Consider the following 26914-nt stretch of genomic DNA (forward strand, 5'->3'; position numbering starts at 1 on the left):
CGTTCCCTGTCTTGTTTAGTTTTGAAGGATCATTCCTTCGAAACGTGTTCTTTGAAAACTAGATAACAGTAGACATCACATTCAAGTAATACAAGATATCACATAGTGATTCTTTTTAACGGTTAAGTTAGAAAGGGCGCACGGTGGATGCCTTGGCACTAGGAGCCGATGAAGGACGGGACGAACACCGATATGCTTCGGGGAGCTGTAAGCAAGCTTTGATCCGGAGATTTCCGAATGGGGAAACCCACCACTCGTAATGGAGTGGTATCCATATCTGAATTCATAGGATATGAGAAGGCAGACCCGGGGAACTGAAACATCTAAGTACCCGGAGGAAGAGAAAGCAAATGCGATTCCCTGAGTAGCGGCGAGCGAAACGGGATTAGCCCAAACCAAGAGGCTTGCCTCTTGGGGTTGTAGGACACTCTGTACGGAGTTACAAAGGAACGAGGTAGATGAAGAGGTCTGGAAAGGCCCGCCATAGGAGGTAACAGCCCTGTAGTCAAAACTTCGTTCTCTCCTGAGTGGATCCTGAGTACGGCGGAACACGTGAAATTCCGTCGGAATCCGGGAGGACCATCTCCCAAGGCTAAATACTCCCTAGTGACCGATAGTGAACCAGTACCGTGAGGGAAAGGTGAAAAGCACCCCGGAAGGGGAGTGAAAGAGATCCTGAAACCGTGTGCCTACAAGTAGTCAGAGCCCGTTAACGGGTGATGGCGTGCCTTTTGTAGAATGAACCGGCGAGTTACGATCTCGTGCAAGGTTAAGCAGAAGATGCGGAGCCGCAGCGAAAGCGAGTCTGAATAGGGCGCATGAGTACGTGGTCGTAGACCCGAAACCAGGTGATCTACCCATGTCCAGGGTGAAGTTCAGGTAACACTGAATGGAGGCCCGAACCCACGCACGTTGAAAAGTGCGGGGATGAGGTGTGGGTAGGGGTGAAATGCCAATCGAACCTGGAGATAGCTGGTTCTCTCCGAAATAGCTTTAGGGCTAGCCTCAAGGTAAGAGTCTTGGAGGTAGAGCACTGATTGGACTAGGGGCCCCTACCGGGTTACCGAATTCAGTCAAACTCCGAATGCCAATGACTTATCCTTGGGAGTCAGACTGCGAGTGATAAGATCCGTAGTCGAAAGGGAAACAGCCCAGACCGCCAGCTAAGGTCCCAAAGTATACGTTAAGTGGAAAAGGATGTGGAGTTGCTTAGACAACCAGGATGTTGGCTTAGAAGCAGCCACCATTTAAAGAGTGCGTAATAGCTCACTGGTCGAGTGACTCTGCGCCGAAAATGTACCGGGGCTAAACGTATCACCGAAGCTGCGGACTGTTCTTCGAACAGTGGTAGGAGAGCGTTCTAAGGGCTGTGAAGCCAGACCGGAAGGACTGGTGGAGCGCTTAGAAGTGAGAATGCCGGTATGAGTAGCGAAAGAGGGGTGAGAATCCCCTCCACCGAATGCCTAAGGTTTCCTGAGGAAGGCTCGTCCGCTCAGGGTTAGTCGGGACCTAAGCCGAGGCCGAAAGGCGTAGGCGATGGACAACAGGTTGATATTCCTGTACCACCTCCTCACCATTTGAGCAATGGGGGGACGCAGGAGGATAGGGTAAGCGCGGTATTGGATATCCGCGTCCAAGCAGTTAGGCTGGGAAATAGGCAAATCCGTTTCCCATAAGGCTGAGCTGTGATGGCGAGCGAAATATAGTAGCGAAGTTCCTGATTCCACACTGCCAAGAAAAGCCTCTAGCGAGGTGAGAGGTGCCCGTACCGCAAACCGACACAGGTAGGCGAGGAGAGAATCCTAAGGTGATCGAGAGAACTCTCGTTAAGGAACTCGGCAAAATGACCCCGTAACTTCGGGAGAAGGGGTGCTCTGTTAGGGTGCAAGCCCGAGAGAGCCGCAGTGAATAGGCCCAGGCGACTGTTTAGCAAAAACACAGGTCTCTGCGAAGCCGTAAGGCGAAGTATAGGGGCTGACGCCTGCCCGGTGCTGGAAGGTTAAGAGGAGCGCTTAGCGTAAGCGAAGGTGCGAATTGAAGCCCCAGTAAACGGCGGCCGTAACTATAACGGTCCTAAGGTAGCGAAATTCCTTGTCGGGTAAGTTCCGACCCGCACGAAAGGCGCAACGATCTGGGCACTGTCTCAACGAGAGACTCGGTGAAATTATAGTACCTGTGAAGATGCAGGTTACCCGCGACAGGACGGAAAGACCCCGTGGAGCTTTACTGCAGCCTGATATTGAATGTTGGTACAGCTTGTACAGGATAGGTAGGAGCCTTGGAAACCGGAGCGCCAGCTTCGGTGGAGGCATCGGTGGGATACTACCCTGGCTGTATTGACCTTCTAACCCGCCGCCCTTATCGGGCGGGGAGACAGTGTCAGGTGGGCAGTTTGACTGGGGCGGTCGCCTCCTAAAAGGTAACGGAGGCGCCCAAAGGTTCCCTCAGAATGGTTGGAAATCATTCGCAGAGTGTAAAGGCACAAGGGAGCTTGACTGCGAGACCTACAAGTCGAGCAGGGACGAAAGTCGGGCTTAGTGATCCGGTGGTTCCGCATGGAAGGGCCATCGCTCAACGGATAAAAGCTACCCCGGGGATAACAGGCTTATCTCCCCCAAGAGTCCACATCGACGGGGAGGTTTGGCACCTCGATGTCGGCTCATCGCATCCTGGGGCTGTAGTCGGTCCCAAGGGTTGGGCTGTTCGCCCATTAAAGCGGTACGCGAGCTGGGTTCAGAACGTCGTGAGACAGTTCGGTCCCTATCCGTCGCGGGCGCAGGAAATTTGAGAGGAGCTGTCCTTAGTACGAGAGGACCGGGATGGACGCACCGCTGGTGTACCAGTTGTTCTGCCAAGGGCATCGCTGGGTAGCTATGTGCGGACGGGATAAGTGCTGAAAGCATCTAAGCATGAAGCCCCCCTCAAGATGAGATTTCCCATTCCGCAAGGAAGTAAGATCCCTGAAAGATGATCAGGTTGATAGGTCTGAGGTGGAAGTGTGGCGACACATGGAGCTGACAGATACTAATCGATCGAGGACTTAACCATATTTTTGAATGATGTCACACCTGTTATCTAGTTTTGAGAGAACACTCTCAATTTGTTTGGTGGCGATAGCGAAGAGGTCACACCCGTTCCCATACCGAACACGGAAGTTAAGCTCTTCAGCGCCGATGGTAGTCGGGGGTTTCCCCCTGTGAGAGTAGGACGCCGCCAAGCAAGCTTAAACCCAGCTCATTGAGCTGGGTTTTTTGTTTTATATCTGTGCCGATTTGCTTTCGTCAGTATCCATTTTATCAAGCTTCTGCTTTTTAAAGTTTTCTAATACTTTTGAATTCCAATACAATCCCTAGCATGATCAACATGAGAGTCATAAATAATCAAAATGCAGTTTGTACGGGAGACTCATCCAGACTCCATCCGACTGCGATTGGCAGGATAGAGCCGCCAATCCATTGGCAGCGAACAGCATGCTTGTCGTTTGTTCTGTTTTTCCATGATAAAATTGATTGGTGACAATAAAATAATGGCGAACATGCCGGCCATAAATAAGTCCTAAGAAAAAACTAAGAATAATCCCTGCAAAAGCTGTTTTATTGATTGCCAAAATACAGAGTTAAATGAGGCCGCTCATATTTATCAGCCTGAGATAATGATGATAGGTTATTTTTTCGGAAACCAGCTCGGGTTGCCAAATGAGAGAAAAGATATTACTGTCATTAAAACGATTCTTGGTTTCATCCGGATATGATAAAATGTCTCAGACTATATTTGAGCCATTTTTTTCTTCAGCAATCATCTTGCGTAATTGATAAAAATTTATTATGATACTCTTTGTATGACAACTCCTTGCCTCAATACAATATACTCAACGTTTCCCCGTTTTCTCCGGTCGTTTTTCTTTTCATTTTCTCCCGTAAAATAAAAAAAGCTCCCAATACAATAGATATGGTGCGGATTTATTTTTTACTAAAAAGGAGTCGTTATATTTGAATAATAGTTTTACATTAAAACAGCAATGGTTCGGGAATATCCGAAAAGACATTCTTGCTGGCATTTTAGTTGCGTTAGCGTTAATACCTGAAGCGATTGGCTTTTCTATTATAGCCGGTGTGGATCCGATGGTCGGTCTTTATGCGTCATTTTGCATAGCCATTATTATTTCTATTTTTGGTGGCAGACCTGGCATGATTTCAGCTGCGACAGGCTCAATGGCAGTCGTTATGGTGTCGCTGGTTGCTGATCATGGGCTTCAGTATTTATTTGCGGCTACGATTTTGACAGGCATTATTCAGGTGATTTTAGGTATCAGTAAAATTGCAAGATTAATGAAATTCATCCCGCGTTCTGTGATGATCGGGTTTGTGAATGCGCTGGCGATCCTTATCTTCTCTGCGCAGCTTCCCCAGTTTGAAGGTGCTTCTTGGAGCATGTATGCGATGCTTGCCGGGTCGTTGGTTATTATTTATGTGCTGCCAAGGTTTACGACTGCTGTTCCGTCTCCGCTTGTGGCGATTATTGTGATGACAATTATTGCGGTCACTTTCCATGTGGATGTGCGGACGGTTGGTGATATGGGCAATATTTCTAGTTCATTGCCTCATTTCTTAATCCCTGATGTTCCGTTTACCTTTGAAACACTGCAAATTATTTTTCCTTATTCAATTGCTTTAGCGTTTGTCGGGTTGCTTGAATCTTTGCTGACAGCACAGATTATTGATGAAATGACGGATACGGATAGTGATAAAAATAAAGAGAGCCGCGGACAGGGAATTGCGAATATCGTGACTGGATTCTTTGGCGGAATGGCAGGCTGCGCTATGATCGGACAATCTGTCATTAATACAAAAGCGGGCGGTCGCGGACGTTTGTCAGCATTTGTTGCCGGTGCTTTTCTGATGTTTTTAATTGCGGTGTTAAGTCATGTCGTGGTGAAAATCCCAATGGCGGCGTTAGTAGCTGTAATGGTTATGGTGTCTGTCGGCACTTTTGATTGGTCTTCTTTAAAAGGTCTCAAAAAAGCGCCGCTCACGGACTCGATTGTCATGGTTGTGACTGTGGTTACGGTTGTTGTGACGGATGACTTATCTAAGGGTGTATTTGTCGGTGTTCTTTTAAGTGCCGTGTTCTTTGTAGCAAAAATCTCGAAGCTGAAAATCGTTTCTCATGCAGAGGATCAAAAGCTTAGAACGTATCAAGTGAAGGGGCAAATCTTTTTTGCGTCAGTGACTGATCTTACGAATGCGTTTATATATCAAGAGGATATTGAGCGGGTTGTGATTGACTTAACTGAAGCTCACGTATGGGACGATTCTGGTGCGGCCGCACTTGATAAGATTGTTGCGAAGTTTAAGGAACAAGGCATTGAAGCTGAGTTAAAAGGTTTGAATAAAGCGAGTAAATCTCTAATGAAACAGATGGCATAAAATAGAGAAGCCCAGATGAATGAGATCTGGGCTTTTTTATATAACATACACTTAAGCAGCATTGATATAATAGAGAGAAGAGAAATTTTAAATAGGGGACTTGCATATGATGCTTCAGAAGCTGAACCGTGTATTGGGGAGAGTGATGCCGCTGTTAACGCCGACTAGTGTGGTGCTGGGCGTGCTGCTGTCTCAGTTTTTAAATGGGTATGAATGGGCTGTGCCTTGGATCTTTGCTTTTATTACGTTTGCAGGCAGTTTGAGCGCGAACTTTCAATCTTTGAGACATGCATTGTCTCATCCTCTCCCTATGATTCTTGCACTATTCGTTCTTCATATTTTCATGCCGCTTTTTGCTTGGGGCAGCGGCCATCTTATATTTAAAGGTGATCCTTTGACGATTACCGGTTTAACATTGGCTGTTGTGATTCCTACGGGGATTACAAGCTTGATTTGGGCAGCGATGTACAAAGGGAATGTCGGTTTGACACTTTCGATTATTTTAGTTGATACTGTGCTGTCACCGCTAATCGTACCGCTGAGTCTTTCATTGCTGGCCGGCGCTCAGGTTCACATGGATGTGTGGGGAATGATGAAAGGTCTGATTGTAATGGTCGTGATTCCTTCTTTTTTGGGCATGCTGTTTAATCAGATGTCATCTCCAGAAAGAACTGCGTTTGTGAGCAGTGCGCTGTCGCCTTTTTCAAAGCTTTGCTTGATGGCAGTGATTGCGATTAACAGTTCAGCGATTGCTCCTTATTTCAAATCCATTGATTTGAGATTTGCAGGAATAGCTGTAACGGTATTCTTTATCGCGTTAACAGGTTATGCCGCTGCTTGGCTGATCGGAAAAATGATGAAAAGGCGGCAAGAGGAAATAGTCTCTCTTATATTTACGGGAGGCATGAGGAATATTAGTGCCGGCGCAGTTCTTGCCGTTACGTTCTTCCCGTCTCAGGTTGCCGTTCCTGTTGTGATCGGCATGCTGTTTCAGCAGATATTGGCTGCTTTGTTTGGCTATATGCTGAATCGTTTTGAATTAAAACCAATGTTGCAGAAGGCATAAAAAAACCGCTCATAGGGTTGAGCGGTTTTTTCCGTATAGCCATTCGAGCGCGTTGATGAACTGTTTGCAGAAATACTTGTGGTGGTGCACCGCTCCTTTTTCAATTGAAAGACACAACTGGTCTTCAGTGAAGCCTTTTTCTTTTAGACTTTGATGAACTTGCTTTGTTTTTTTCAGCATATGTCGCTGAATGGATTGTTTTTCACGGCCTTCTTCACTCCCGATAGACATGAAAACACGTGCAGTGCCGGGCTTTAAAGAAGATATATGAATGGTTTCCGCTGCGTTCTCGTACCAGTATGAACCTGATATAGAGCCTATTTTCCCGAACATTGACGGATATTTTAATATGGCGAACATTGAGATGAGGCCGCCTAATGAGGCACCGATCATTCCTCTTGACTGCGGTTCCCTGGTGACGTTCCAGTTTTCTTCGATTAGCGGAATGAACTGGTTCGTTATATCAGACAGATAGTGATATCCCATTCCGCCGAAGTCCGTGAACCGATCACTGAGTGATGCAGCCGGCCATGGGGTGTATTCATCAAGCCGGTTTTCGGGTTCGATACCGATCAGCACGAGTTCAGGGAGCCTTTGCTGTTGAAAGGCGCTTTCTAGTAATTCGATTTGGTTTTGGAACAAAGAACTGCCATCCTGCACGTAAACAGCAGGAAATCCCCCGCTGTCTGTGCTGTAGGAAGGAGGGAGGTACAGCGTGAACCTCCTGTTGCCGGCTTTGTGTTCTGAAAGAGATCCTTTCAAGCATTCTCCCCCTTTTTTTGCTTGAAAAGCAGATATAAGAAATAAGGAACTCCGAGGATCGCCAAAATGATGCCTGCGGGCACTTCTGCGGGCTGAAAAAACAGTTTTCCGGCAAAGTCTGCGCTTATCACAAGAAGCATCCCGATTAAACCGCTCAGTGGCAGGATATAGCGATGTTCGACGCCAGCCAGTCTCCGTGAGATATGGGGAGCAATTAAGCCGACAAACGCCATACTTCCCGCTACGGAGACACAGGCGCTGATGATTGCTACACAGGCAACGAGAAGGATGGTTTTTTCTTTATTTGATGAAATACCGAGGCTTCTGACTGTGTCTTCATCAAAACGAATGGTGTCGAGCAGGCGGGATTTGCCGATAAGAATCGGTATAAACAGCAGCATCCATGGGAGTACAGCTGTAATATACGTCCAGTTGGCAGACCAGATGCTTCCGTTTTTCCACACCATGGCCATTTGATAGTCTTGCGGGTCCATTTTTAAAGATAAAAACAAAGACAGGGCGCTGAATCCTGAATTGATCGCAATCCCTACCAAAATAATTCTTCCTGAATCTAAATTGCCTCTGTGCCATGCAAATATGTAAATCAGGATCGCCGCGATGAGCCCGCCTATCAATCCAAAGAGCGGCATTCCCATCGCTGCAGCTATGGATGTCACTTCCTTCTGGCCTTGGAATAAGAGCATAAACGCTACAATGCCAGCTCCTGCCCCTGCGTTGATTCCGAGAATTCCAGGGTCAGCAAGCCCGTTTCTCGTGATGGCCTGGATAACAGCGCCTGCAATGCCAAGACCGAGTCCAATAATAGCAGCCATGACAACCCGCGGCAGTCTTAAATCGAACAGCAAAATTTCATACTGCGGATTCGGGTCGATTTGAAAAAGAGTGGAGAGCAGCTCAGCAGGACGAACAGAAAATGATCCGCTCGTTAAGCTGAAATAGCTGACAACAAGAATCAAAGCGATGAACAATGCATATTTTTTAGCCATTTTGCTCCCCTCCTTTTCGTTTAATTAAATAAAGGAAGAAAGGTACGCCGATAATGGATGTTACGACCTCAATCGGTGTTTCAAACGGATAGTTGATAAATCTGCTTGCGAGATCACACAGGGTTAAAAAGATTCCGCCCAAAATACAGGAACACGGAATCAGCCTGCTGTAATCAGAGCCGACGAGAAATCTCGTGATATGCGGAACAACCAACCCGACAAACGCAATTTTTCCGGCCAGCGCTACGGCACTGCCGGTTAGAATGATGACGGAAAGCATCGCCATGATTTTAATGGTTTTTTTCTTTTGCCCCAGGCTTTTAGAAATGTCGTCCCCTAATGATACAGCGGTTACCTTTTTGCTGAGAGAAATGGCCATTATAATGCCAATCAGGAAAAACGGAGCGGCAAGCTTCAGGAAATCTGGACTCATTTGATGAAGTCTGGCACTGTACCAGAAACTGAGATCCTGAGAAATTTGAAAATAAATCGACATGGCCGCTGATAAGCTGCTGAGCAGCATGCTTGTGACTGTGCCGATGATGGCGAGCTGCACGGGGGTAAATCCGTTTGGCATCATGGCGGCAAGGCCGAATACTAACACCGCTCCTAACGCTGAGCCGATAAAAGAGTATATCATCATTTCAATCGAAGATGATTGCGGGAGCAGAACCATGCAAAGCGTAATGATAAACGCTGAACCATCTGAAACACCCATAATGGATGGCGAAGCTAAATAATTGCGCGTAATGCCCTGCATAAGCGCTCCAGAAACAGCAAGGGCTGCCCCTATGAGCAGAGCGCCGGCAGCCCTTGGAATCCGGGAATGCCATATAATTTGATGGTCTGTGTTTCCCGGATCGAAATGAATAAGAGATGTAAAAACAATATCTGTGCTGAGATGCTTTGCCCCATAAAGGATTGAAAGCAAAAGTGACAGCGCTATAGCAAATGGAGAAGTAATCAATATGATACGTGTCCACTGTTTTGAATACATACAAAAACCTACTCTGAATTAGTTTTGTGTCAATTTTTCAGCAGCCGCTTTCAGGAAACGGACTTTGCTCCAAGCTGTGCCGCCTTGTGCGAGAGGGTCCACTGAGTTGACATACACATGGTCTTCTTTGACTGCTTTAAGGCTTTTCCAGATTGGATTTTTCTCTAAATCTTTTAAGGCATCAGGTTTGTCTGCATTTTCATCATCAGAAAATTGGACGAAAATATGGTCCGGGTTCATTTCACTTAATTTTTCTAATGAACTCAGCTCTTGCGCTTTTGCAGCCTTTACTTCGTTCGGCGCCTTAAGGCCTAAATCACCGTATAGTGTGGAGTTGAAATACACCTGTTCAGGGTAAATGTAAATGTTGCCTTGTCTGATTCTGATGACAAGCGCTTTTGAATCTTTCGCTTTATCGTTGATTTTTGTTTTTATTTCTTTTAGATCCTGTTCATAGTCTGCAATAATTTTCTTTGCTTTTTTCTCTTTTCCAGTCAGCTGGGCAAGAAGCATCATGTTTTCCTTCCAGTTTGAAGAGATATGAGAAACTGGGATCGTCGTGCCTGCTGTGCTGATTTTTTGCAGCGTTTTTTCCGGAAACTTTGTTGAAGCAAGGATAACATCTGGCTTCATTTCAAGAATCTTTTCAATATTTGGCTCCATTTTTTCTCCGGTTGGTTCGGCTTTATCAGTGATGTCTTTGAACATATCAGGGAATTTGCCGGAGAATGAAATTGCGCCTTGCGGATGAACGTCAAGCAATTTCGCGTCTTCCATTGATTCAACGCTTCCCGTAATGGCAATTTTGTCTGTCGGTACAGTTACTTCATATGTTTTATCAAGGTATTCAATTTTCTTCTTCTCAGATGCTGTGCCGCTTGCCTTGCTGGCAGTTGATTCATTTTTGCTGCCGCAAGCTGCCGCCGTCAGCGCGAGAAGTAAGATTAATAAGGTAAGAGATATCTTTTTCATCTATAGAGCCTCCTGTTCAATTGATAACTATTATCAATTGGAATTATAGAGAATGAACAGATATAACACCATGGACAAATTCCTGATTTATCATGGACAATCTCCGGATAGTAAAGAAACAGTTTGCTGAACGATGCGTTCGTGCCCGCAAGCTGAGTATTCATTCCACGGGTCAAGGGATAGAAGATAAACACGGTTATCTCGTACCGCGCTTAGGTTTTGCCATGCTTCTGTCTGCTGTAATTGCTGGTAGTAAGCTATGGTCTCCGGCTCTTTAAAAAGAAAAAGCATCATACAGTCAGCTTGGTAATTTGCGATATTTTCTAACGAAATCGCTTGTTCTGAAGGTGTGTCAGCCGTTGTTGCCGAGCTGAATCCTAAATCCCCAAAGAAAACTTCGCGGACACTTCGGTTATGAGCCAGATAGAAGTTTTGCTTATGCAGCCTCAAAAAGAGAAAACGCAGCCCTTGAACGTGCTGAAGTGTTTTTTTGGCGGCCGTTGTCTGCTGGTCATAATCCGCTAGCCACTTTTCTGCTTCGGACTCCTCCTTTAAAAATGAGGCAGTTTGCAGAAAGTGGGTTCTCCAGCTTTCTTCTGAAGGAAGGTACATGACTTCTGCGATGCGATTCAGGCGATCTTGTTCTTCTGGAGAAATAGAATCCATGCTGACAATCACATCTGGTTCTGCCTGTGATAACGTGTACAGGTTTTCTTCCCACTTTTCATTAAACCGGTATGCACTGAGCTGGACGGGTATATCTGTCGAATAATGCTGATAGTAGTAAGACGTCCATTTCGGATGCAGAGCGGCCGCAAAAGGTATGTGGTGAAGAGGGATGAGATGGCCCATTGTGCCCCTTCCGTATGCGGCGATTTTCTTTCGGCGTTTTTTCATATAGCTTGTAGGTGAACAGCCTGTATATTTTTTAAAGATTCTGCTGAAATAAAATTCATCTTGATAACCGGTTTGGTGTGCGATTTCTTTCAATTTGCAGTTTGATTTTGCCATGAGCCGTTTTGCCTTTGTGATTCGTGTTTTCGTAATAAATTCTGTTACGCTCTGTCCTGTCCATTTTTTAAAGCTTTCACTGTAGTGTTTGGCACTGATTCCTGCCATTTGCGACAGCTGGGCAAGCGTGATTTTTGTATCGGCATGGGTTTCGATATAGTGTTTTGTTTTTTCGATTGCTGAATGTGTATCCGTTTGATCAGATAAACTGGCAGTAAAAAGATCATAAATCAGGCTTTGTACTTCAATCACACATTTTAGCTGAGAAAGCTGAGACGATTCATTCCATAGTGCGGCAAGCTCTTGAAGCCGGACTGCAAGATTTTCGATATGTGAAACATTCATAAGCTTCAGTTTGGCTAATTCCGATTCTGTGCACGGTGTGAAAATATCTTGCCCGGTTTCCTTGATATAGCTTAGAAGCCTGATTATACAGGCATCTATATGTCCATCGGCTGCTGGCGTAAAGCCAAAGGTCTCGTTAGGCGGACAAACATAAAGTGTCTTTTTTTGCAGAGGATTGGTGTTTGTTCCGATCGAAATATAGCCGTTTCCTTTTAAATGAAAAATCAGCACGAATGAATCGGCTAATTGCTGTTCTGAGAAGAGATCACTTGTCTTTTTTAGATATTCAATTTGTACTGGTTGATAAATCACTGCATTTTGCACGAGTAGACCACCTTTTCAGAAGCTTTCAATTGATAATCATTTTCAATAAAAATTGTACCAAATAAATGAAAGTTTTCCTATATAAAGCGGGTGGGTTTTTAGCATGAAAAAAACCCTTACTTATGTGTAAAAGTAAGGGTCTTTCGTTCAATAAGAATATGTTACACGTGTAACATACGATGCTTATGTTCTAATAAATGAGATACTTTTTTCTTGTTTTGCTGAATTGTTGGAGTGTTTTTTCATAGCTGTTTATGATGTTCTCAACCGAAGTTCCATTTTCAATTTTTGTCCTGATCCAGCCGTTGCCTGCCAGTTTATCGAATGAACCTGTTGACAGGAACTCAAAATCCTCAGGATAGAGATCGTGTATGGTTTTAATGACTGAAAGACCCGTTTTAACGGCTTCAAACTTATCTCTGTCTGTCACATAGAGCTGCACACCGTGGCAAAGCGTTCCTTGATGTTTAGAAAACGTCGGTGTGAAGGATGCTGCCCTAAATGTAACGCCCGGCAAATGGAGGCTGTTTAATGTTTCTTCAAGTTCTGTGCTTTTGATAAAGGGAGCTCCGATCAATTCGAATGGCTTTGTTGTCCCTCGCCCTTCGGATATATTTGTTCCTTCAATCAGCCCGGTTGCAGGATAAACAAATGTGCTTTCCACCGTCGGCATGTTAGGCGAAGGGAGGACGAAAGGCAATCGGGTATCGTCAAAATCCATTTTTCGTTTCCAGTGTTTCATTTTTACCACTGTAAGATCGGCATCAATACTAAATTCTTTGTTGAACAGTGAAGCCAATTCGCCTATCGTCATCCCATGCTTCAATGGAATGGGATACAATCCGACAAATGAGGCGTATTCAGGTTCTAAGATTGGTCCTTCAATATGATTCCCGCCTTGAGGATTCGGACGGTCCAGCACCATAAATGGAATGCCGTTTTCTTTAGCGGCTTCCATTGCGTATGCCATTGTATAAATGTACGTGTAGAAACGGGTCCCGACATCCTGAATGTCAAACATTAGAATATCGACATTTTTAAGCATTTCTGGAGTCGGTTTTTTCGTTTTTCCGTAGAGGCTGTATACGGGAACCCCGGTTTTTTCGTCAATGTAAGAGCCTACTTCGTCTCCAGCCTGGGCGTCACCGCGGACGCCGTGTTCAGGGCCGAATAAAGCTGTCAGTTTGATATCCGGGTTCTCGTAAAGGATATCGACACTGCTTTTTAGAGATGTGTTTACTCCGGCTGGATTGGTGATCAGTCCGATGCGTTTTCCCTTGAGCTGTTTTTTATAGTCTGGCAAGAGCGTGTCTATCCCAGTCTGGACTTTAGGTTTTTTAGCTGTTTGATTCTTTGAATCGGGTGAAGCAGAGGCAGCGGTTATCGTTCCGAACATCATGAGCCCTGTCAGAAAAGCGAATATTGTTTTTCTCATGTGTCCCTCCTTATTAAAGCGGTCTTCCCGTTTTGATATTTAATCCGTAGCCAAGTGGGTAAAGGGTGTTCCCTGGTTTCGTGACTGACGGAATGTCAACTGGAAGTGTGCCTTTAGGTTTTGCCTGGCCGAATATCGCCATCACTCCGGCCGGAATATTAGGTTGAAGATAACGGCCATTTGCGTATCCTTTAAAGCCATAGACTGCAATCAGTGCTTTTGCTTCTTCGAAATTGGCTGCGTCATAGGGGTTGCGCAGGCTCATTAAGACAAATGGTTTGTTGTGCTGCAGTGCGGCTTTCATGACAGCTCTCGGAAACACGGTGGCCCATTTGCTTGAATCTGATATTGTGTCGTCGATGACACCGTCGTTGACGACAGGGTCATTTTTGACGACATAGGAGCCGGTAATGATATAATCAGCCTCTTTTACTTGTTTTTCATGCTCGGTCTTAAATACTTGGCTGGCAAAGTTCATTTTGCTGAGGGATACGGGTTTGATTTTCTTTCGCTTGATGAGATCGTGAATGGTTTGTTCGATTGAAGCAGTTTGTTCTTCGTAAGGTGCCACAATTAAGATTCGGCTGCCTTTTTTAGGCTTGAACGGCAAAGTGTGCTGTTCATTTTTTAATACAGTTACTGCTTTTTCAGCTAATTTTTTCTCTGCTTTCAGGTGCTGCTTGCTTCCTACGATTTTTTTGGCTTTGGCTATTTTTTCTTTTGTACTGTCGCTGTTTCGCGCTGGATACATGCCGCGTTTTATTTTCAGGGAAATGATTCTTTCAACTGAATTGTTGATTTGTTGTTCAGGAATATCCCCGTTTTTCACGGCTTCTTTCAAAGCTTGAATAACACGTGCGAATTTCTGTTCTTCTTTCAATGAAGTGACTGAGGCTGGCATTAATGCAATATCGACACCAGCTTTTACGGCCATGACCACAGCCTCTTCCTGTCCGAAATGATCTGCGATTGCCTTCATATTGAGCGCATCGGTAACGATGACCCCATTAAAGCCCATTTCCTGACGAAGAAGACCTGTCATCACTTTTTTTGAAAGTGTAGCTGGAACCAGAATGTCCGATCCATCGAGTTTGCTTTTGTAAGTGGTGTCATCAAAGGCGGGAAACTGAACATGGGCTGTCATCACCATATCAGCACCAGCATCAATTGCTTTTTGAAAAGGATAAAGCTCGACCTCACGAAGCCGTTCTTGGCCATGGGAAACGAGCGGCAGTCCATAATGGCTGTCAACGTCCGTGTCTCCATGTCCCGGGAAATGTTTGAGGGCAGACGCGATATCCTGCCGCTGCAACCCTTTCATCGTATATAAACCGAGGCGTGATGTCAGTTCTCGATTGGAGCTGAATGACCGTACGCCGATTACAGGATTATCAGGATTATTGTTAATGTCCACGACAGGGCTGAAATCTGTATTGATGCCTAAGGCAGAGAGCTCTTTTCCGATGATGCTGCCGGTCTGATACGCATTGATTCTGCTTCTGGCTGCGCCCAGCGCCATATTCCCTGGGAAATTAGTGCCCTCCCCTAACCTCGTTACAATGCCGCCTTCCTGATCAATACTCAGCATGAGCGGGATTTTTGGACTTGCCTTTTGGTAATCGTCTGTCAGTTGGACAGTTTGTTTTGTTGTTTTTACATTTTCTGCAAAAAGGATGATGCCTCCGAATTGATATTTCTTGACGAGGCTGGCGACTTCATCATTCATTTTTGTAAGGGCTTGCGGAGAGGACTCGCCTTCCTTTTGCCAATTTCTAAAATCAGGCATCAGCATCTGGCCGAGTTTTTCATCTAACGACATACGATTGACAATCTGATTGGCATCGATTGCACGTTTGGATGCAGAGGCTTCTGTCTGTCTGGCCCCGAAAAAGCATGAAAGAAAGAGAACGGCTGAAAGGATAAGCGGAAAGACAGGTCTCATAGAAACTTCCTCCTATCGTCTAATCATTCACTCCATCGCTTCATAAATCGCGGTTATGACACTTCCATAACTGCCTGTTGGAAATTGGTCACCTTCAAAGACGTTCGGATTTTCTTCCGGATCAATAACTGGTGTATGCTTTTTATTTGTTAACAATGCGATGCCTAAATTGTATGCTGGATCAATAATTGTAACTGTCCCCGTCCAGCCGGTATGCCCGTAAGCATTTTCGCTGGCATGAGGGCCAAACATCCATTCCATGCTTTTACTTCCGTTCCGCCTCCAGCCAAGAGCGAATGTCGGATCTGTTGCTGAAGGTGCTGTAAACAGGTCGGCTGTTTTCTGATCAAATAAAGAAATGTTTCGGTATGAACCTTTGTTTAACATGACTTGCAGCAGTATGGCCATATCATCTGCATTTGAGAACAATCCGGCATGCCCAGACACGCCGTCCATTGAGTAAAACGCTTTTTCGTCATGCACCTCTCCTTGCAGCGTGTTTGTGCGGATGTTAGGGAATTGAATAACGCCGTCACGTGTATTGCCCATGCGTTCAGTAGCTGCGAACTGTTTCGGTTTAAAGCCCTTTTGCAGCGGATTGTACAAGGTATGCTTCAGCCTGAGCGGTTTGTAGAGCTCTTGCTCCGTGTAGACATCAAGCGGTTTGCCGGTGAGTTTTTCGACAATACATCCGAGTAGCATATATCCAATGTCACTGTATACGTGTTTTGTCCCGGTTTGATAATCGAGCGGAATTTTCGTCAAATATTCAATCGTTTTGTCCCGTTCTTGGGAATAGTACTTGCCGGCTTTTTCCGGCGTGTAAAAGTAAAAGCTTGATGGGAGCCCTGATTGGTGCTGGAGGACATCAATGACACGTATCTTGTCTTTTCCTTTTATGAGGTCACCCGGCTGATCCTTGAAACCCGGCAAATATGCAGAAACTTTTTCATAGACGTCAAGTTTTCCTTGGCTGACTAAGCGCTGCAATGCAAAATTTGTTGCGTACATTTTTGTATTTGAGGCTAAGTCAAACATCGTGCGGGTTTTCATTTTGGCCGGACGGCGCAGCAGTTCTGATCCTTCGTACTTTTTACTGTAGCCGTATGCTGCTTTTTTTATGATGCGTCCATCCTTCACCACCACAAGAACGGCGCCTGGAAATCCTGCTGCAATATCCCGTTCTATCATCTGATCTACCTTCCTTAGCTTCTTCGTCGAGAATTGTGCAGTTTCTGCATTTATGATTTTCGGCTCAATCAAGTTGCCTGCTGTTTGTGCGAAGGTTTCATTTGGCGCAAATATCGATAGGGTTAAAATGGCACTGAATATGAACAGTGTCTTTGTTTTCACAGGCTAGCCCCTTTCTGTGCTTCTATCCCGTTTACTATCCCTAAAACAGAAACAATTTAATCGAACTGAGAAGCCATTTCATCTTTATATCCGAATGCATAGGTCAATAAAAAACCGGCCGCGTAGGAAATAAAGAGCCCAACGATATACAGGATGATTTGCGAAGGCAGGACTAGAAAAGATAGCGGCAGTCCGGAGACACCAATCGCAATGGTGGCTACTTGAAAATAAGCTTGAAAGGCGCCGCCGATTCCAGCTCCTAAACATGCTGTTAAAAACGGACGGCCAAGCGGCAGCGTGACTCCGAAAATAAGCGGTTCACCAATGCCGAGCAGTCCCGATGGAAGCCCGCCGGCGATTGCTTTCCTCAGTGTTGTTTTTTTCGTCTTCACGAAAACGGCAAAGGCCGCGCCTACCTGTCCTGCACCTCCCATAGCCAAAATAGGGAGCAGAGGATCATTGCCAATTGAATTGATCAGTTCCATGTGCACAGGCGTCAAGCCTTGATGCAGTCCGGTTACGACGAGAGGAAGGAAGGTTGCGCCCAGAATAAAGCCCGCAGCGATGCCGCCGATGTCCAGGATGGACAGTAGGCCGGATGTAATAGCATCAGAAATGAATCCGCCTAAAGGCATAAATACGACATACGTTACGATTCCGGTGATTAACAGTGAAACGGTGGGTGTGACAATGATATCAAGTGATTGAGGAATAAAACGGCGAATAAATTGTTCGGTGTAAGCAATGAATATGGCTGCGAAAAGGACGCCGATCAGACCTCCCCTGCCCGGGAGAAGCTCTTCTCCAAATAAACTGATTTTTGCGATCTCCGGATTGATAATCAAGATCCCGGCCAAAGCCCCAAGTGCGGGTGTCCCGCCAAATTCTTTCGAAGCGTTAATACCGACGAGAATGCCGAGATAAGTGAACAGCCCTGATCCGATGACTGTCAGGATAATCGCAATTTGTGAGTCTGCAGAGAGCCAGCCTGCTTGAATAATTGCTTTGGTAATCCCAGTAATTAAACCGGAAGCGACTAGAGCGGGAATAAGAGGGATAAAAATGCTGGCAATTTTACGTAAGAAAAGTTTAAAAGGAGTGGCATTTTTCCGATTGATATCGGCTTTCTTTTTGGCCGCTGCTTCTTTGACATCGGCACCTTCTTCTGCTGACACGAGCTTTGAGAAAGCAGCTGTAACATGATTGACAACTCCTGTGCCGAGGATAATTTGTAAGGTTTCAGCTTCAACGACCCCCAATACGCCGTCAAGCTTTCTTAAAGCCTGAGCATCCGCTTTGCTTTCATCGTAAGGCGTAATGCGCAGGCGTGTCATGCAATGCGTATATGAAGAAATATTGGATTTTCCTCCGCATAGCTCAAGGATTTTCTGTGCGAGATGATGGTAGTTATTTTCTTTGCTCATTAAAACCCCTCCCCTTCAAGATGCCTTATTTTATTCTCATAGATTGTATGGCTGCTCTCGTTTTATCTATATAACCGGTTGTCGTTTCATACTGCTCAGCCGCCATGCCTAAAAACAAAACATCAATTATAAAAAGCTGGGCGAGGCGGGAAGAAGTGGCTGCACTTCGAATCAAGGCTTCATTGGAATGGGCTGTATACAAAGGGACATCAGCCAGTGCGGAGACGGATGTCTGACTGAATTGTGTGAGGCTGATCGTTGTGATGCCTTTTTCCTTAGCCATGGCGAACAGTTCAACGATTTCCTGTGTCTCTCCTGAAAACGAAATGGCGAATACGATGTCGTCTTTATCTGCATTTGCGATTAAAGATGCCACAAGATGAGTGTCTGTAAACGCGGTTGCTTGTTTATGAATGCGAAGCCACTTTTGCTGGGCGTCCTTGGCGACAATGCCGGAAGCCCCGAGGCCGATAAAATGCACGGTATGAGCTTTGAGAAGCAGAGAAACCGCTCGTTCAAGCTCTTTGTAGTCCATCAGGTCTGAAGTATCCTGAATGGCTTGAATGGCATTGCCGGCCGTTTTTTCGGAAATGGAGGGCAGCGGCTCGTGGGGAACAATATCCCGGTAGCCCTGAAACGTAGGCTTTGCCAGATCGCCTGCTACTCTCATTTTTAAATCTTGAAATCCTTTTAAACCGAGTGATTTGCAGAGCCTGATGACGGCAGCGTCACTTGAATTGGCTAAGGCGCTGATTTCGTTGACCGTGCTTTCGATTGCTTTGTGGGGATGGGCTAGGATATAATCTGCAAGTTTGCGCTCGGATGGAGGGAGCTTATGCTTCATTGATTGGATGATCGCTAAACCGCCTGTGGCCATTCTAGTTCTCTCCTTATCATGGATGGTAATGTTCGATTGCTTTGTCAATGAAACCGTTTGCTTCATCGAGTAATGTCTGTGCTTGTTTCTGATCTGTGCTTGTTTTGAGCATGACGATTGCTGTTTTGACGTGATGATCGGCTTGTTCCAGAGTGTATCTGGCTGTGTCGTATGAAGCGTTTGTAAGGCTTTGGATGATGCTGATGGCGCGTTCTTTTAGTTTTTTGTTGCTGACGTTGACGTCTACCATCAAGTTTTCGTAAACCTTGCCGATTTTGACCATTACAGCGGTAGATATCATGTTTAGAATCATTTTATGAGCGGTTGCGGCTTTCATACGTGTTGATCCTGTAATGGCCTCAGGTCCGACGACAACCTCAATGCTGTGATCCGCATCCTTGCTGATGGCGGAATTTTCATTGCAAGTAAGGGCGATGGTGTGTGCTCCGACTTTACGGGCGTATCTTAGGGCGCCTGCGGCGTAGGGTGTGCGGCCGCTTGCTGCGATGGCAATGACGGTGTCATTTGAAGTGAGCTGTATGTTTCTTAAATCTTCAGCTCCTGCTTCTTCACTGTCTTCAATGCCCTCTGCTGCCTGTAAAAAGGCTTCGGGGCCTCCAGCCATGATTCCGATGACCTGATCTGGGCTTACGCTGTAGGTGGGAGGACATTCAACAGCATCCATGACGCCGAGTCTGCCGCTTGTGCCGGCGCCTGTATATATGAGCCGGCCTCCATTTTGAAACGATTCATATGCGCAGTCTACAGCTGTTTTGATGTCGGGGAGAACCTCCTGAACGGCTGCAGCGACTTTCATATCTTCGTTGTTGATCATTTTAAGGATGCCGAGAGTGTTTGCTTTGTGGATTTCAACTGTTTGACTATTGCGTGATTCCGTTGTAAGACGGTGAAGGTTTAATGGTTCTGACATGAGGATGCCCCCTGTTTTAAAATGATATATCTCAATATTCAGTATATTCATTTCTGTTATGATATTTCAACTATGTTTTTAAATTTTTGAAATTTTATTTCACTTAAGACTATAAGAAATGATGAAGGATCAACTGTTCTCCAAGCGGCCCGATTCTTCGCCGTCCTTTATCAAGGAACCCGCTTTTCATATAAAGGTGTTTTGCGCGTATGTTCAGATGATTGACGGCCAAGATGATTTCGTCGCACCATGGAAAATATCCGCTCACAAAAGCGGGAAGCAAAAGCATGGCTTTTTTCGCATAGCCTTTTCCGTGATGCACAGCGGTTAAAGACAGGGAGCTGAGCAGTAAAGCAAATGGATTGTTAGAATAGGAAGCAAGCGTTTCTTTTGATGCATGTAAAATGAAAAAACCGACTGGAAGGTCGTCTTTTAAGATGACAACCGGGTATCGGTCCTGTATGCCCAGAGCCTGAGACAGCACCTCTTTCGGGAGGGAGGTAAAGCGTTTGTCATCGTTGGTGAGCGTGAATGATTGGAGCTCGGGCAAGTGTTCAGGCTTATAGAAGGATAAAGAAATGTCTTGAGTCATGGGGTGGCCTCCTTACAATATGTCGTTAAGCTCGTTTTCCGAAATGACGCGGTAGCCCGCTTGTTTTAACAGTGCGGCGGTTACTCCGCTGCCGGTGATTTTTTTGCCAGAGAATGTGCCGTTATAGATAAAACCGCTTCCGCAAGATGGACTGTTTTCTTTTAATATGACGGCAGAAGCGTTGATTTCTTTTGCGTAAGCCAATGTTTTCGCGGCGCCTTCCATATATAGTTCTGTGACGTCTTCTCCTGAAGCTGTCACGATTTTCGCTGTTCCATTGAGGACATCCTCGCCAGTGCCTCCTATGATTTCTGCGGGTTCGCGTGGGGTAGAGAAGCCGCCGAGAAGTTCAGGGCAAGCCATGACTGCTTTCTTTTCATCGACTAGTTTTCTGATTTTCTCCGACGCTGCGTGAGAGCCGTTATATCTGCATTCAATGCCTCCAAGGCAAGAACTGACTAGAATCATATTGGTTTCTCCTCTCTTGCTTTGCTTGTCTCTATCATAAAATAAATGGCTTTAGTTGGGAGGCTTTTTCAGTTAAAAAAGGAGTTAAAAAGTTTGAAAATAAAAAATTTAATTTTCCTCTTTACAAACAGGGGGTGACCTGTATATAATAACTTTTGTCAGCTCGACGAGAACACAACGGCCCGTTGGTCAAGCGGTTAAGACACCGCCCTTTCACGGCGGTAACACGGGTTCGAATCCCGTACGGGTCACCATTTGGAGGATTAGCTCAGCTGGGAGAGCATCTGCCTTACAAGCAGAGGGTCGGCGGTTCGAGCCCGTCATCCTCCACCATCTTGCCGGTGTAGCTCAATTGGTAGAGCAACTGACTTGTAATCAGTAGGTTGGGGGTTCAAGTCCTCTTGCCGGCACTGTTTTTTCAAAATTTTATGTGGAGGGGTAGCGAAGTGGCTAAACGCGGCGGACTGTAAATCCGCTCCCTCAGGGTTCGGCAGTTCGAATCTGCCCCCCTCCACCATTATTGGGCTATAGCCAAGCGGTAAGGCAACGGACTTTGACTCCGTCATGCGTTGGTTCGAATCCAGCTAGCCCAGTCACAGACACCTTTGATCAAAAGGTGTCTTTTTTCTTTTCGGAAAAATCATTCCAACTTCTAACTGTTCAGTCTGTATAATAATTTTAAAAATATGTTAAGGTAGTTTATTCACGAATTACCATCTACACCCTGCCAAAAATTTGATAAACTTATTTTATAAAAAAATTGAAACCTTTTGAAACGAAGCTCGTATACATACAGACCGGTGAAGGCAGAGGTTAGATAAATATGGAAATGATGATTAAAAAAAGAATTAAACAAGTCAAAAAAGGCGACCAGGATGCATTTGCGGACATCGTAGATATTTACAAAGATAAAATTTATCAGCTTTGCTACCGTATGCTTGGCAATGTGCATGAGGCGGAGGATATTGCACAGGAAGCTTTCATCAGAGCGTACGTTAATATCGACAGTTTTGATATTAACCGGAAATTTTCAACTTGGCTTTATCGAATCGCGACCAATTTGACCATTGACCGCATTCGCAAAAAGAAGCCGGATTATTACCTCGACGCAGAGGTGGCTGGTACGGAAGGCTTGACCATGTATTCTCAAATCGTCGCAGATGGTGTTTTGCCTGAAGATGCAGTTGTATCGCTGGAGCTCTCAAACACGATACAGCAGAAAATTTTAAAGCTTCCTGACAAATACAGAACAGTCATCGTATTAAAGTATATTGACGAACTCTCATTAATTGAAATCGGGGAGATTCTAAACATTCCTGTGGGGACTGTGAAAACGCGGATTCACAGAGGCAGAGAGGCTCTTAGAAAACAATTAAGGGATCTTTAAGTGGGGTGATGAAATGAGCTGTCCTGAACAAATTGTGCAGCTTATGCATATGCATCTTGATGGAGATATCCTTCCAAAAGATGAACACGTATTAAATGAACATCTGGAGACATGCGAGAAATGCAGAAAGCATTTTTACGAGATGGAGAAATCCATAGCGCTCGTACGGAGCACATCGCATGTCGAAGCCCCCGCGGATTTTACCGCTAATGTCATGGCAAAATTGCCTAAGGAGAAGAAAAGAGCTTCTGTAAAAAGATGGTTCAGAACCCATCCCGTTATCGCAGCTGCTGCGGTATTCATCATTTTGATGGGCGGGGGTTTTTTTAACAGCTGGCATAATGACCACAATTTCAGCGTGTCCAAGCAGCCGAATCTTGTGGTTCATAACCATACTGTGACCGTGCCAGAAGGTGAGACGGTCAAAGGTGATGTCACTGTCAAAAACGGCAAGCTGATTATTAAAGGCAAAATAGACGGGGATGTAACCGTCGTAAACGGCGAAAAGTATATGGCCTCTGCTGGACAAGTCACCGGTCAGATTGAAGAAATCAATCAGTTATTCGACTGGACATGGTACAAGATGAAGTCTGCGGGGAAAAGTGTACTCGATGCATTCAATCCGAACGGAGAAGAGTAAAGCGCGTTAGCCGCTTTGCTCTTTTTTTGCGGGCTGAGAGGGCTGGCACATTTCACTTGCTAAATCGAAATGTGGTATAATGGGCTCGCTATGTAAAGTACATATGCGTAACACGTAAAACACAAAATACGAAATGACTGAAATCTTGGAGGACGAGGAAATGGCTTTTGAGGATATCCCTTTTTTGCAGTACCTCGGCAATGCCGTTGATATTCTCCTTGTTTGGTATGTGATATATAAATTGATTATGGTGATACGCGGCACGAAAGCGGTTCAGCTGTTAAAAGGAATTGTAGTCATCGTGCTTGTTCGTATGGCCAGCCAATATTTGGGCCTCAGCACACTTCAATGGCTGATGGACCAAGCGATAACATGGGGATTTTTAGCAATTATTATTATTTTTCAGCCTGAGCTGAGAAGAGCGCTTGAACAGCTAGGCCGCGGCCGCTTTTTTTCGAGGAGCGGCACGCCTGTTGAAGAAGCGCAGCAGAAAACGATTGAGGCCATTACAAAAGCAATCAATTATATGGCGAAACGCCGTATAGGCGCCCTGCTGACCATTGAGCGGGATACTGGAATGGGCGATTATATTGAGACCGGCATACCACTAAATGCCAAAGTCAGCTCTGAGCTGCTGATCAATATTTTTATTCCAAACACCCCGCTTCATGACGGTGCGGTAATTATGAAAAATAATGAAATTGCCGCGGCCGCCTGTTATCTGCCGCTTTCTGAGAGCCCGTTTATTTCAAAAGAACTGGGCACGCGGCACAGAGCAGCTGTCGGTATCAGTGAAGTAACAGACAGTTTGACGATTATTGTGTCTGAAGAGACCGGCGGCGTCAGTGTGGCAAAGAACGGCGACCTTCACAGAGAGCTTACAGAAGAAGCGCTGAAAGAAATGCTTGAAGCCGAGTTTAAGAAAAACACCAGAGACACTTCTTCTAACCGCTGGTATTGGAGGGGCAAGAAAAATGGATAAATTCTTAAACAACCGCTGGGCTGTGAAAATTATTGCTCTGCTTTTCGCGCTCTTGCTTTATGTGGCGGTTAACAGCAACCAAGCACCGACTCCAAAAAAACCGGGTGAATCTTTCTTTCCGACATCAACAACTGATGAAGCAACTCTGACTGATATTCCGGTTAAAGCGTATTATGATGATGAAAATTACGTCGTGACGGGTGTTCCGCAAACGGTTAATGTCACGATAAAAGGCTCGACAAGCGCCGTGAAAAAGGCTCGGCAGACCAAAAACTTTGAAATATATGCCGATATGGAACATTTGAAAACCGGCACACATAAGGTTGAGCTTAAGGCCAAAAACGTGTCGGATGGGCTGACAATCTCAATTAATCCGTCTGTTACGACAGTGACCATTCAGGAACGGACGACCAAAAGTTTTCCCGTAGAAGTGGAGTACTACAACAAAAGCAAGATGAAAAAAGGCTATTCTCCGGAGCAGCCGATTGTCAGTCCGAAAAATGTGCAGATTACCGGATCGAAAAATGTGATCGATAATATTTCTCTTGTAAAAGCTTCAGTGAATTTGGAAAACGCAGATGAAACGATTGAAAAGGAAGCGAAAGTGACTGTCTATGATAAAGACGGAAACGCGCTTCCTGTCGACGTGGAGCCCTCGGTCATCAAGATTACCGTTCCGGTGACAAGCCCGAGTAAAAAAGTGCCCTTTAAAATTGAACGGACAGGAAGCCTTCCTGACGGTGTCAGCATAGCGAATATTGAATCCAGCCCCAGTGAGGTAACGGTTTACGGCTCACAGGATGTGTTGGATTCTCTTGAATTTATTGACGGCGTCAGCCTAGATTTAAGTAAAATTAACAAGGATTCCGATATCGAGGCAGATATTCCGCTTCCTGACGGTGTCAAAAAAATCTCACCGTCAAAGGTGACTTTGCATATAGAAGTCGATAGTGAAGCGGATCAGAAGTTCGAGAATGTCCCTATCAAGACTGTAGGGCTGAGCAGCTCACAAAACATTGAATTTCTTGATCCTGAATCACAAGCGATAGATGTAACGGCTAAAGGCTCTCCCACGAATATAAATAAACTGAAAAAATCAGATATTGAATTGTATGTGAATGTTTCAGATTTAGAGGACGGGGAGCATAGCGTGAAGCTTGAAGTGAACGGGCCACAGAATGTAACTTGGTCCTTGGGGCGGAAAAACGCCAAAATCAAGCTGACGTCTAAGAAAAGCAATACATCAACGAATGATAACAGCAGCAATACATCAGGGAACCAGGACACAGATAAACAAACAAATGATCAAAAGAACAATCAGCAAGAAGATACAAAGAACACTGATAAAAACAACAACGATCAAAACCAAGACGGAAATAAAGATCAAAACCAAGATCAGGATGAGGATGAATCCACTGCGAATTCACAATCCTCATCGGAATAAAAAAGGAGCGATTATAAAATGGGCAAGTATTTTGGAACAGACGGTGTAAGAGGTGTCGCCAATAGTGAGCTTACACCTGAGCTGGCCTTTAAAGTCGGACGTTTCGGCGGTTATGTGCTGACAAAAGACAAACAACGTCCAAAAGTGCTGATAGGCCGCGATACACGCATCTCCGGCCATATGCTGGAGGGAGCCCTTGTCGCCGGACTTTTATCCATTGGCGCAGAAGTCATGCGCCTGGGTGTCATTTCTACACCAGGTGTATCTTATTTGACAAAAGCGATGGATGCAGAGGCGGGCGTCATGATTTCCGCTTCTCATAACCCAGTGCAGGATAACGGCATCAAATTCTTTGGGGGAGATGGATTTAAGCTTTCTGATGAACAGGAGGCTGAAATTGAGCGCCTGATGGACGAACCTGAGGATAAGCTGCCAAGACCTGTCGGAGCAGACCTTGGACTTGTAAACGATTATTTTGAAGGCGGACAAAAATATCTGCAATTCTTAAAACAGACAGCTGATGAAGATTTCACAGGCATTCATGTGGCATTGGACTGTGCCAATGGCGCAACGTCATCCTTGGCGACACACCTGTTTGCTGATTTAGATGCAGATGTTTCTACAATGGGGACTTCCCCGAACGGATTAAACATTAATGACGGCGTCGGTTCGACTCATCCCGAAGCGCTCAGCGCGTTTGTCAAAGAGAAAAACGCGGATCTCGGTCTTGCGTTCGACGGTGACGGCGACCGCCTGATTGCTGTCGATGAAAAAGGAAATATTGTAGACGGCGACCAAATCATGTACATATGCTCAAAACATCTGAAATCAGAGGGCCGTTTAAAGGATGATACAGTGGTTTCAACCGTGATGAGCAACCTCGGCTTCTATAAGGCGCTCGAAAAAGAAGGCATCAAAAGCGTGCAGACAGCTGTCGGCGACCGCTACGTAGTAGAAGCAATGAAAAAAGACGGCTACAACGTCGGCGGAGAGCAGTCAGGACATCTTATTTTCCTTGATTACAACACGACAGGGGACGGATTATTGTCTGCTATTATGCTGATGAACACTTTAAAAGCAACAGGCAAGCCGCTGTCAGAGCTTGCAGCTGAAATGCAGAAGTTCCCGCAGCTGTTAGTCAATGTGAGAGTGACTGATAAATATAAAGTTGAAGAAAATGAAAAAGTAAAAGCAGTTATTTCTGAAGTTGAAAAAGAAATGAACGGCGACGGCCGGATTTTGGTGCGCCCTTCAGGAACTGAACCGCTCGTCCGTGTCATGGCTGAAGCGAAGACGAAAGAGCTGTGCGATGAGTATGTCAATCGCATTGTTGAAGTCGTCCGGTCAGAAATGGGATTAGAGTAACGAAGTCTATTATCAGAGAGTGAACAAGACAAGCGAGGTTTACATAAGATAATTGTGAGACATACGGCAAAGTTGCTTAAAAAACAATTGACCGTTTATGCCACATGTTGTAAAATCAAGCTTGTCTTGTTCTTATTTTCTCAATAGGAAAAGAAGACGGGATT

At 45.3% G+C, this 26914-nt stretch carries 20 protein-coding genes, 5 tRNA genes and 2 rRNA genes; 14 read left to right on the forward strand and 13 right to left on the reverse strand.

Annotation, left to right across the window (positions count from 1 at the left end):
• Positions 1 to 120: 120 nt before the first annotated feature.
• From NST22_RS01005 to NST22_RS01020, 4 genes are all read left to right on the forward strand, one after another.
• Positions 121 to 3048: ribosomal RNA gene (locus tag NST22_RS01005) — 23S ribosomal RNA — on the forward strand.
• Between the two features lie 55 nt (positions 3049 to 3103).
• Positions 3104 to 3219: ribosomal RNA gene (gene rrf, locus NST22_RS01010) — 5S ribosomal RNA — on the forward strand.
• Positions 3220 to 3989: 770 nt separating this feature from the next.
• Complete coding sequence (locus NST22_RS01015) at positions 3990 to 5426, forward strand: SulP family inorganic anion transporter (RefSeq protein WP_003234986.1); 1437 nt, start codon at positions 3990 to 3992, stop codon at positions 5424 to 5426.
• 145 nt (positions 5427 to 5571) lie between these two features.
• Positions 5572 to 6492 carry a bile acid:sodium symporter family protein gene (locus NST22_RS01020; RefSeq protein WP_010886390.1) on the forward strand — a complete coding sequence of 307 codons (921 nt, stop codon included), beginning with the start codon at positions 5572 to 5574 and terminating at the stop codon, positions 6490 to 6492.
• Between the two features lie 9 nt (positions 6493 to 6501).
• Here NST22_RS01020 and NST22_RS01025 read toward each other — a convergent pair whose 3' ends face one another.
• From NST22_RS01025 to NST22_RS01085, 13 genes are all read right to left on the reverse strand, one after another.
• Positions 6502 to 7254: an alpha/beta hydrolase gene (locus NST22_RS01025; RefSeq protein ID WP_003234982.1), complete on the reverse strand. Its 753-nt coding sequence runs from the start codon at positions 7252 to 7254 to the stop codon at positions 6502 to 6504.
• Complete coding sequence (gene feuC, locus NST22_RS01030; protein WP_003234980.1) at positions 7251 to 8261, reverse strand: iron ABC transporter permease FeuC; 1011 nt, start codon at positions 8259 to 8261, stop codon at positions 7251 to 7253. Before feuC ends, NST22_RS01025 begins: the two co-directional genes overlap by 4 nt.
• Complete coding sequence (locus NST22_RS01035) at positions 8254 to 9258, reverse strand: iron ABC transporter permease (RefSeq protein ID WP_003234979.1); 1005 nt, start codon at positions 9256 to 9258, stop codon at positions 8254 to 8256. The genes feuC and NST22_RS01035 overlap by 8 nt, the downstream gene beginning before the upstream one ends.
• 18 nt (positions 9259 to 9276) lie before the next feature.
• Positions 9277 to 10230 (reverse strand): iron ABC transporter substrate-binding protein FeuA, encoded by a 954-nt coding sequence (gene feuA / locus NST22_RS01040; protein WP_003234978.1) that lies wholly within the window; start codon positions 10228 to 10230, stop codon positions 9277 to 9279.
• Positions 10231 to 10320: 90 nt separating this feature from the next.
• The gene (gene btr, locus NST22_RS01045; protein WP_003234977.1) at positions 10321 to 11910 is read right to left on the reverse strand and encodes a bacillibactin transport transcriptional regulator Btr; all 1590 of its coding nucleotides are present in this window, start codon (positions 11908 to 11910) and stop codon (positions 10321 to 10323) included.
• Between the two features lie 190 nt (positions 11911 to 12100).
• On the reverse strand, positions 12101 to 13345 hold the full coding sequence (locus NST22_RS01050; RefSeq protein ID WP_003234976.1) for an exo-beta-N-acetylmuramidase NamZ domain-containing protein: 1245 nt from the start codon (positions 13343 to 13345) through the stop codon (positions 12101 to 12103).
• Positions 13346 to 13358: 13 nt separating this feature from the next.
• Positions 13359 to 15287 (reverse strand): beta-N-acetylhexosaminidase, encoded by a 1929-nt coding sequence (nagZ, locus tag NST22_RS01055; protein WP_003234975.1) that lies wholly within the window; start codon positions 15285 to 15287, stop codon positions 13359 to 13361.
• 27 nt (positions 15288 to 15314) lie between these two features.
• The gene (gene amiE, locus NST22_RS01060) at positions 15315 to 16640 is read right to left on the reverse strand and encodes an N-acetylmuramoyl-L-alanine amidase (RefSeq protein ID WP_003234970.1); all 1326 of its coding nucleotides are present in this window, start codon (positions 16638 to 16640) and stop codon (positions 15315 to 15317) included.
• A 56-nt stretch (positions 16641 to 16696) separates the two neighbouring features.
• Positions 16697 to 18064: a PTS transporter subunit EIIC gene (locus NST22_RS01065; protein ID WP_003234968.1), complete on the reverse strand. Its 1368-nt coding sequence runs from the start codon at positions 18062 to 18064 to the stop codon at positions 16697 to 16699.
• Between the two features lie 25 nt (positions 18065 to 18089).
• Positions 18090 to 18941, reverse strand: a complete 852-nt coding sequence (locus NST22_RS01070; protein WP_003234966.1) for a MurR/RpiR family transcriptional regulator — start codon at positions 18939 to 18941, stop codon at positions 18090 to 18092.
• A gap of 16 nt (positions 18942 to 18957) precedes the next feature.
• Positions 18958 to 19872, reverse strand: coding sequence for an N-acetylmuramic acid 6-phosphate etherase (murQ, locus tag NST22_RS01075; protein ID WP_003246253.1), 915 nt, complete (start codon positions 19870 to 19872; stop codon positions 18958 to 18960).
• A gap of 109 nt (positions 19873 to 19981) precedes the next feature.
• A complete protein-coding gene (locus NST22_RS01080) occupies positions 19982 to 20464 on the reverse strand; it encodes a GNAT family N-acetyltransferase (protein ID WP_003234962.1) in 483 nt (160 codons plus the stop codon).
• Between the two features lie 12 nt (positions 20465 to 20476).
• A complete protein-coding gene (locus NST22_RS01085; protein ID WP_003234960.1) occupies positions 20477 to 20932 on the reverse strand; it encodes a DUF523 domain-containing protein in 456 nt (151 codons plus the stop codon).
• Positions 20933 to 21111: 179 nt separating this feature from the next.
• On the opposite strand from NST22_RS01085, the gene NST22_RS01090 reads away from it, so the two are divergent.
• From NST22_RS01090 to glmM, 10 genes are all read left to right on the forward strand, one after another.
• Positions 21112 to 21186, forward strand: a tRNA-Glu gene (locus tag NST22_RS01090).
• A 3-nt stretch (positions 21187 to 21189) separates the two neighbouring features.
• Positions 21190 to 21265: transfer RNA gene (locus NST22_RS01095), tRNA-Val, on the forward strand.
• A 4-nt stretch (positions 21266 to 21269) separates the two neighbouring features.
• A tRNA-Thr gene (locus NST22_RS01100) sits at positions 21270 to 21342 on the forward strand.
• A gap of 22 nt (positions 21343 to 21364) precedes the next feature.
• Positions 21365 to 21449: transfer RNA gene (locus NST22_RS01105), tRNA-Tyr, on the forward strand.
• A gap of 4 nt (positions 21450 to 21453) precedes the next feature.
• A tRNA-Gln gene (locus NST22_RS01110) sits at positions 21454 to 21525 on the forward strand.
• Between the two features lie 230 nt (positions 21526 to 21755).
• Positions 21756 to 22319 carry an RNA polymerase sigma factor SigW gene (gene sigW / locus NST22_RS01115; protein WP_003234958.1) on the forward strand — a complete coding sequence of 188 codons (564 nt, stop codon included), beginning with the start codon at positions 21756 to 21758 and terminating at the stop codon, positions 22317 to 22319.
• A gap of 13 nt (positions 22320 to 22332) precedes the next feature.
• Positions 22333 to 22959, forward strand: coding sequence for an anti-sigma-W factor RsiW (gene rsiW, locus NST22_RS01120; RefSeq protein WP_003234951.1), 627 nt, complete (start codon positions 22333 to 22335; stop codon positions 22957 to 22959).
• Positions 22960 to 23119: 160 nt separating this feature from the next.
• Positions 23120 to 23941 carry a diadenylate cyclase CdaA gene (gene cdaA / locus NST22_RS01125; protein WP_003223651.1) on the forward strand — a complete coding sequence of 274 codons (822 nt, stop codon included), beginning with the start codon at positions 23120 to 23122 and terminating at the stop codon, positions 23939 to 23941.
• Positions 23934 to 25385 carry a CdaA regulatory protein CdaR gene (gene cdaR, locus NST22_RS01130; RefSeq protein WP_003234947.1) on the forward strand — a complete coding sequence of 484 codons (1452 nt, stop codon included), beginning with the start codon at positions 23934 to 23936 and terminating at the stop codon, positions 25383 to 25385. The genes cdaA and cdaR overlap by 8 nt, the downstream gene beginning before the upstream one ends.
• 18 nt (positions 25386 to 25403) lie before the next feature.
• Positions 25404 to 26750 carry a phosphoglucosamine mutase gene (gene glmM, locus NST22_RS01135; RefSeq protein WP_003234946.1) on the forward strand — a complete coding sequence of 449 codons (1347 nt, stop codon included), beginning with the start codon at positions 25404 to 25406 and terminating at the stop codon, positions 26748 to 26750.
• Positions 26751 to 26914: the final 164 nt, after the last annotated feature.

This window comes from Bacillus sp. PS237 (assembly GCF_037963345.1).
Taxonomy (GTDB): Bacteria; Bacillota; Bacilli; order Bacillales; family Bacillaceae; genus Bacillus; species Bacillus subtilis.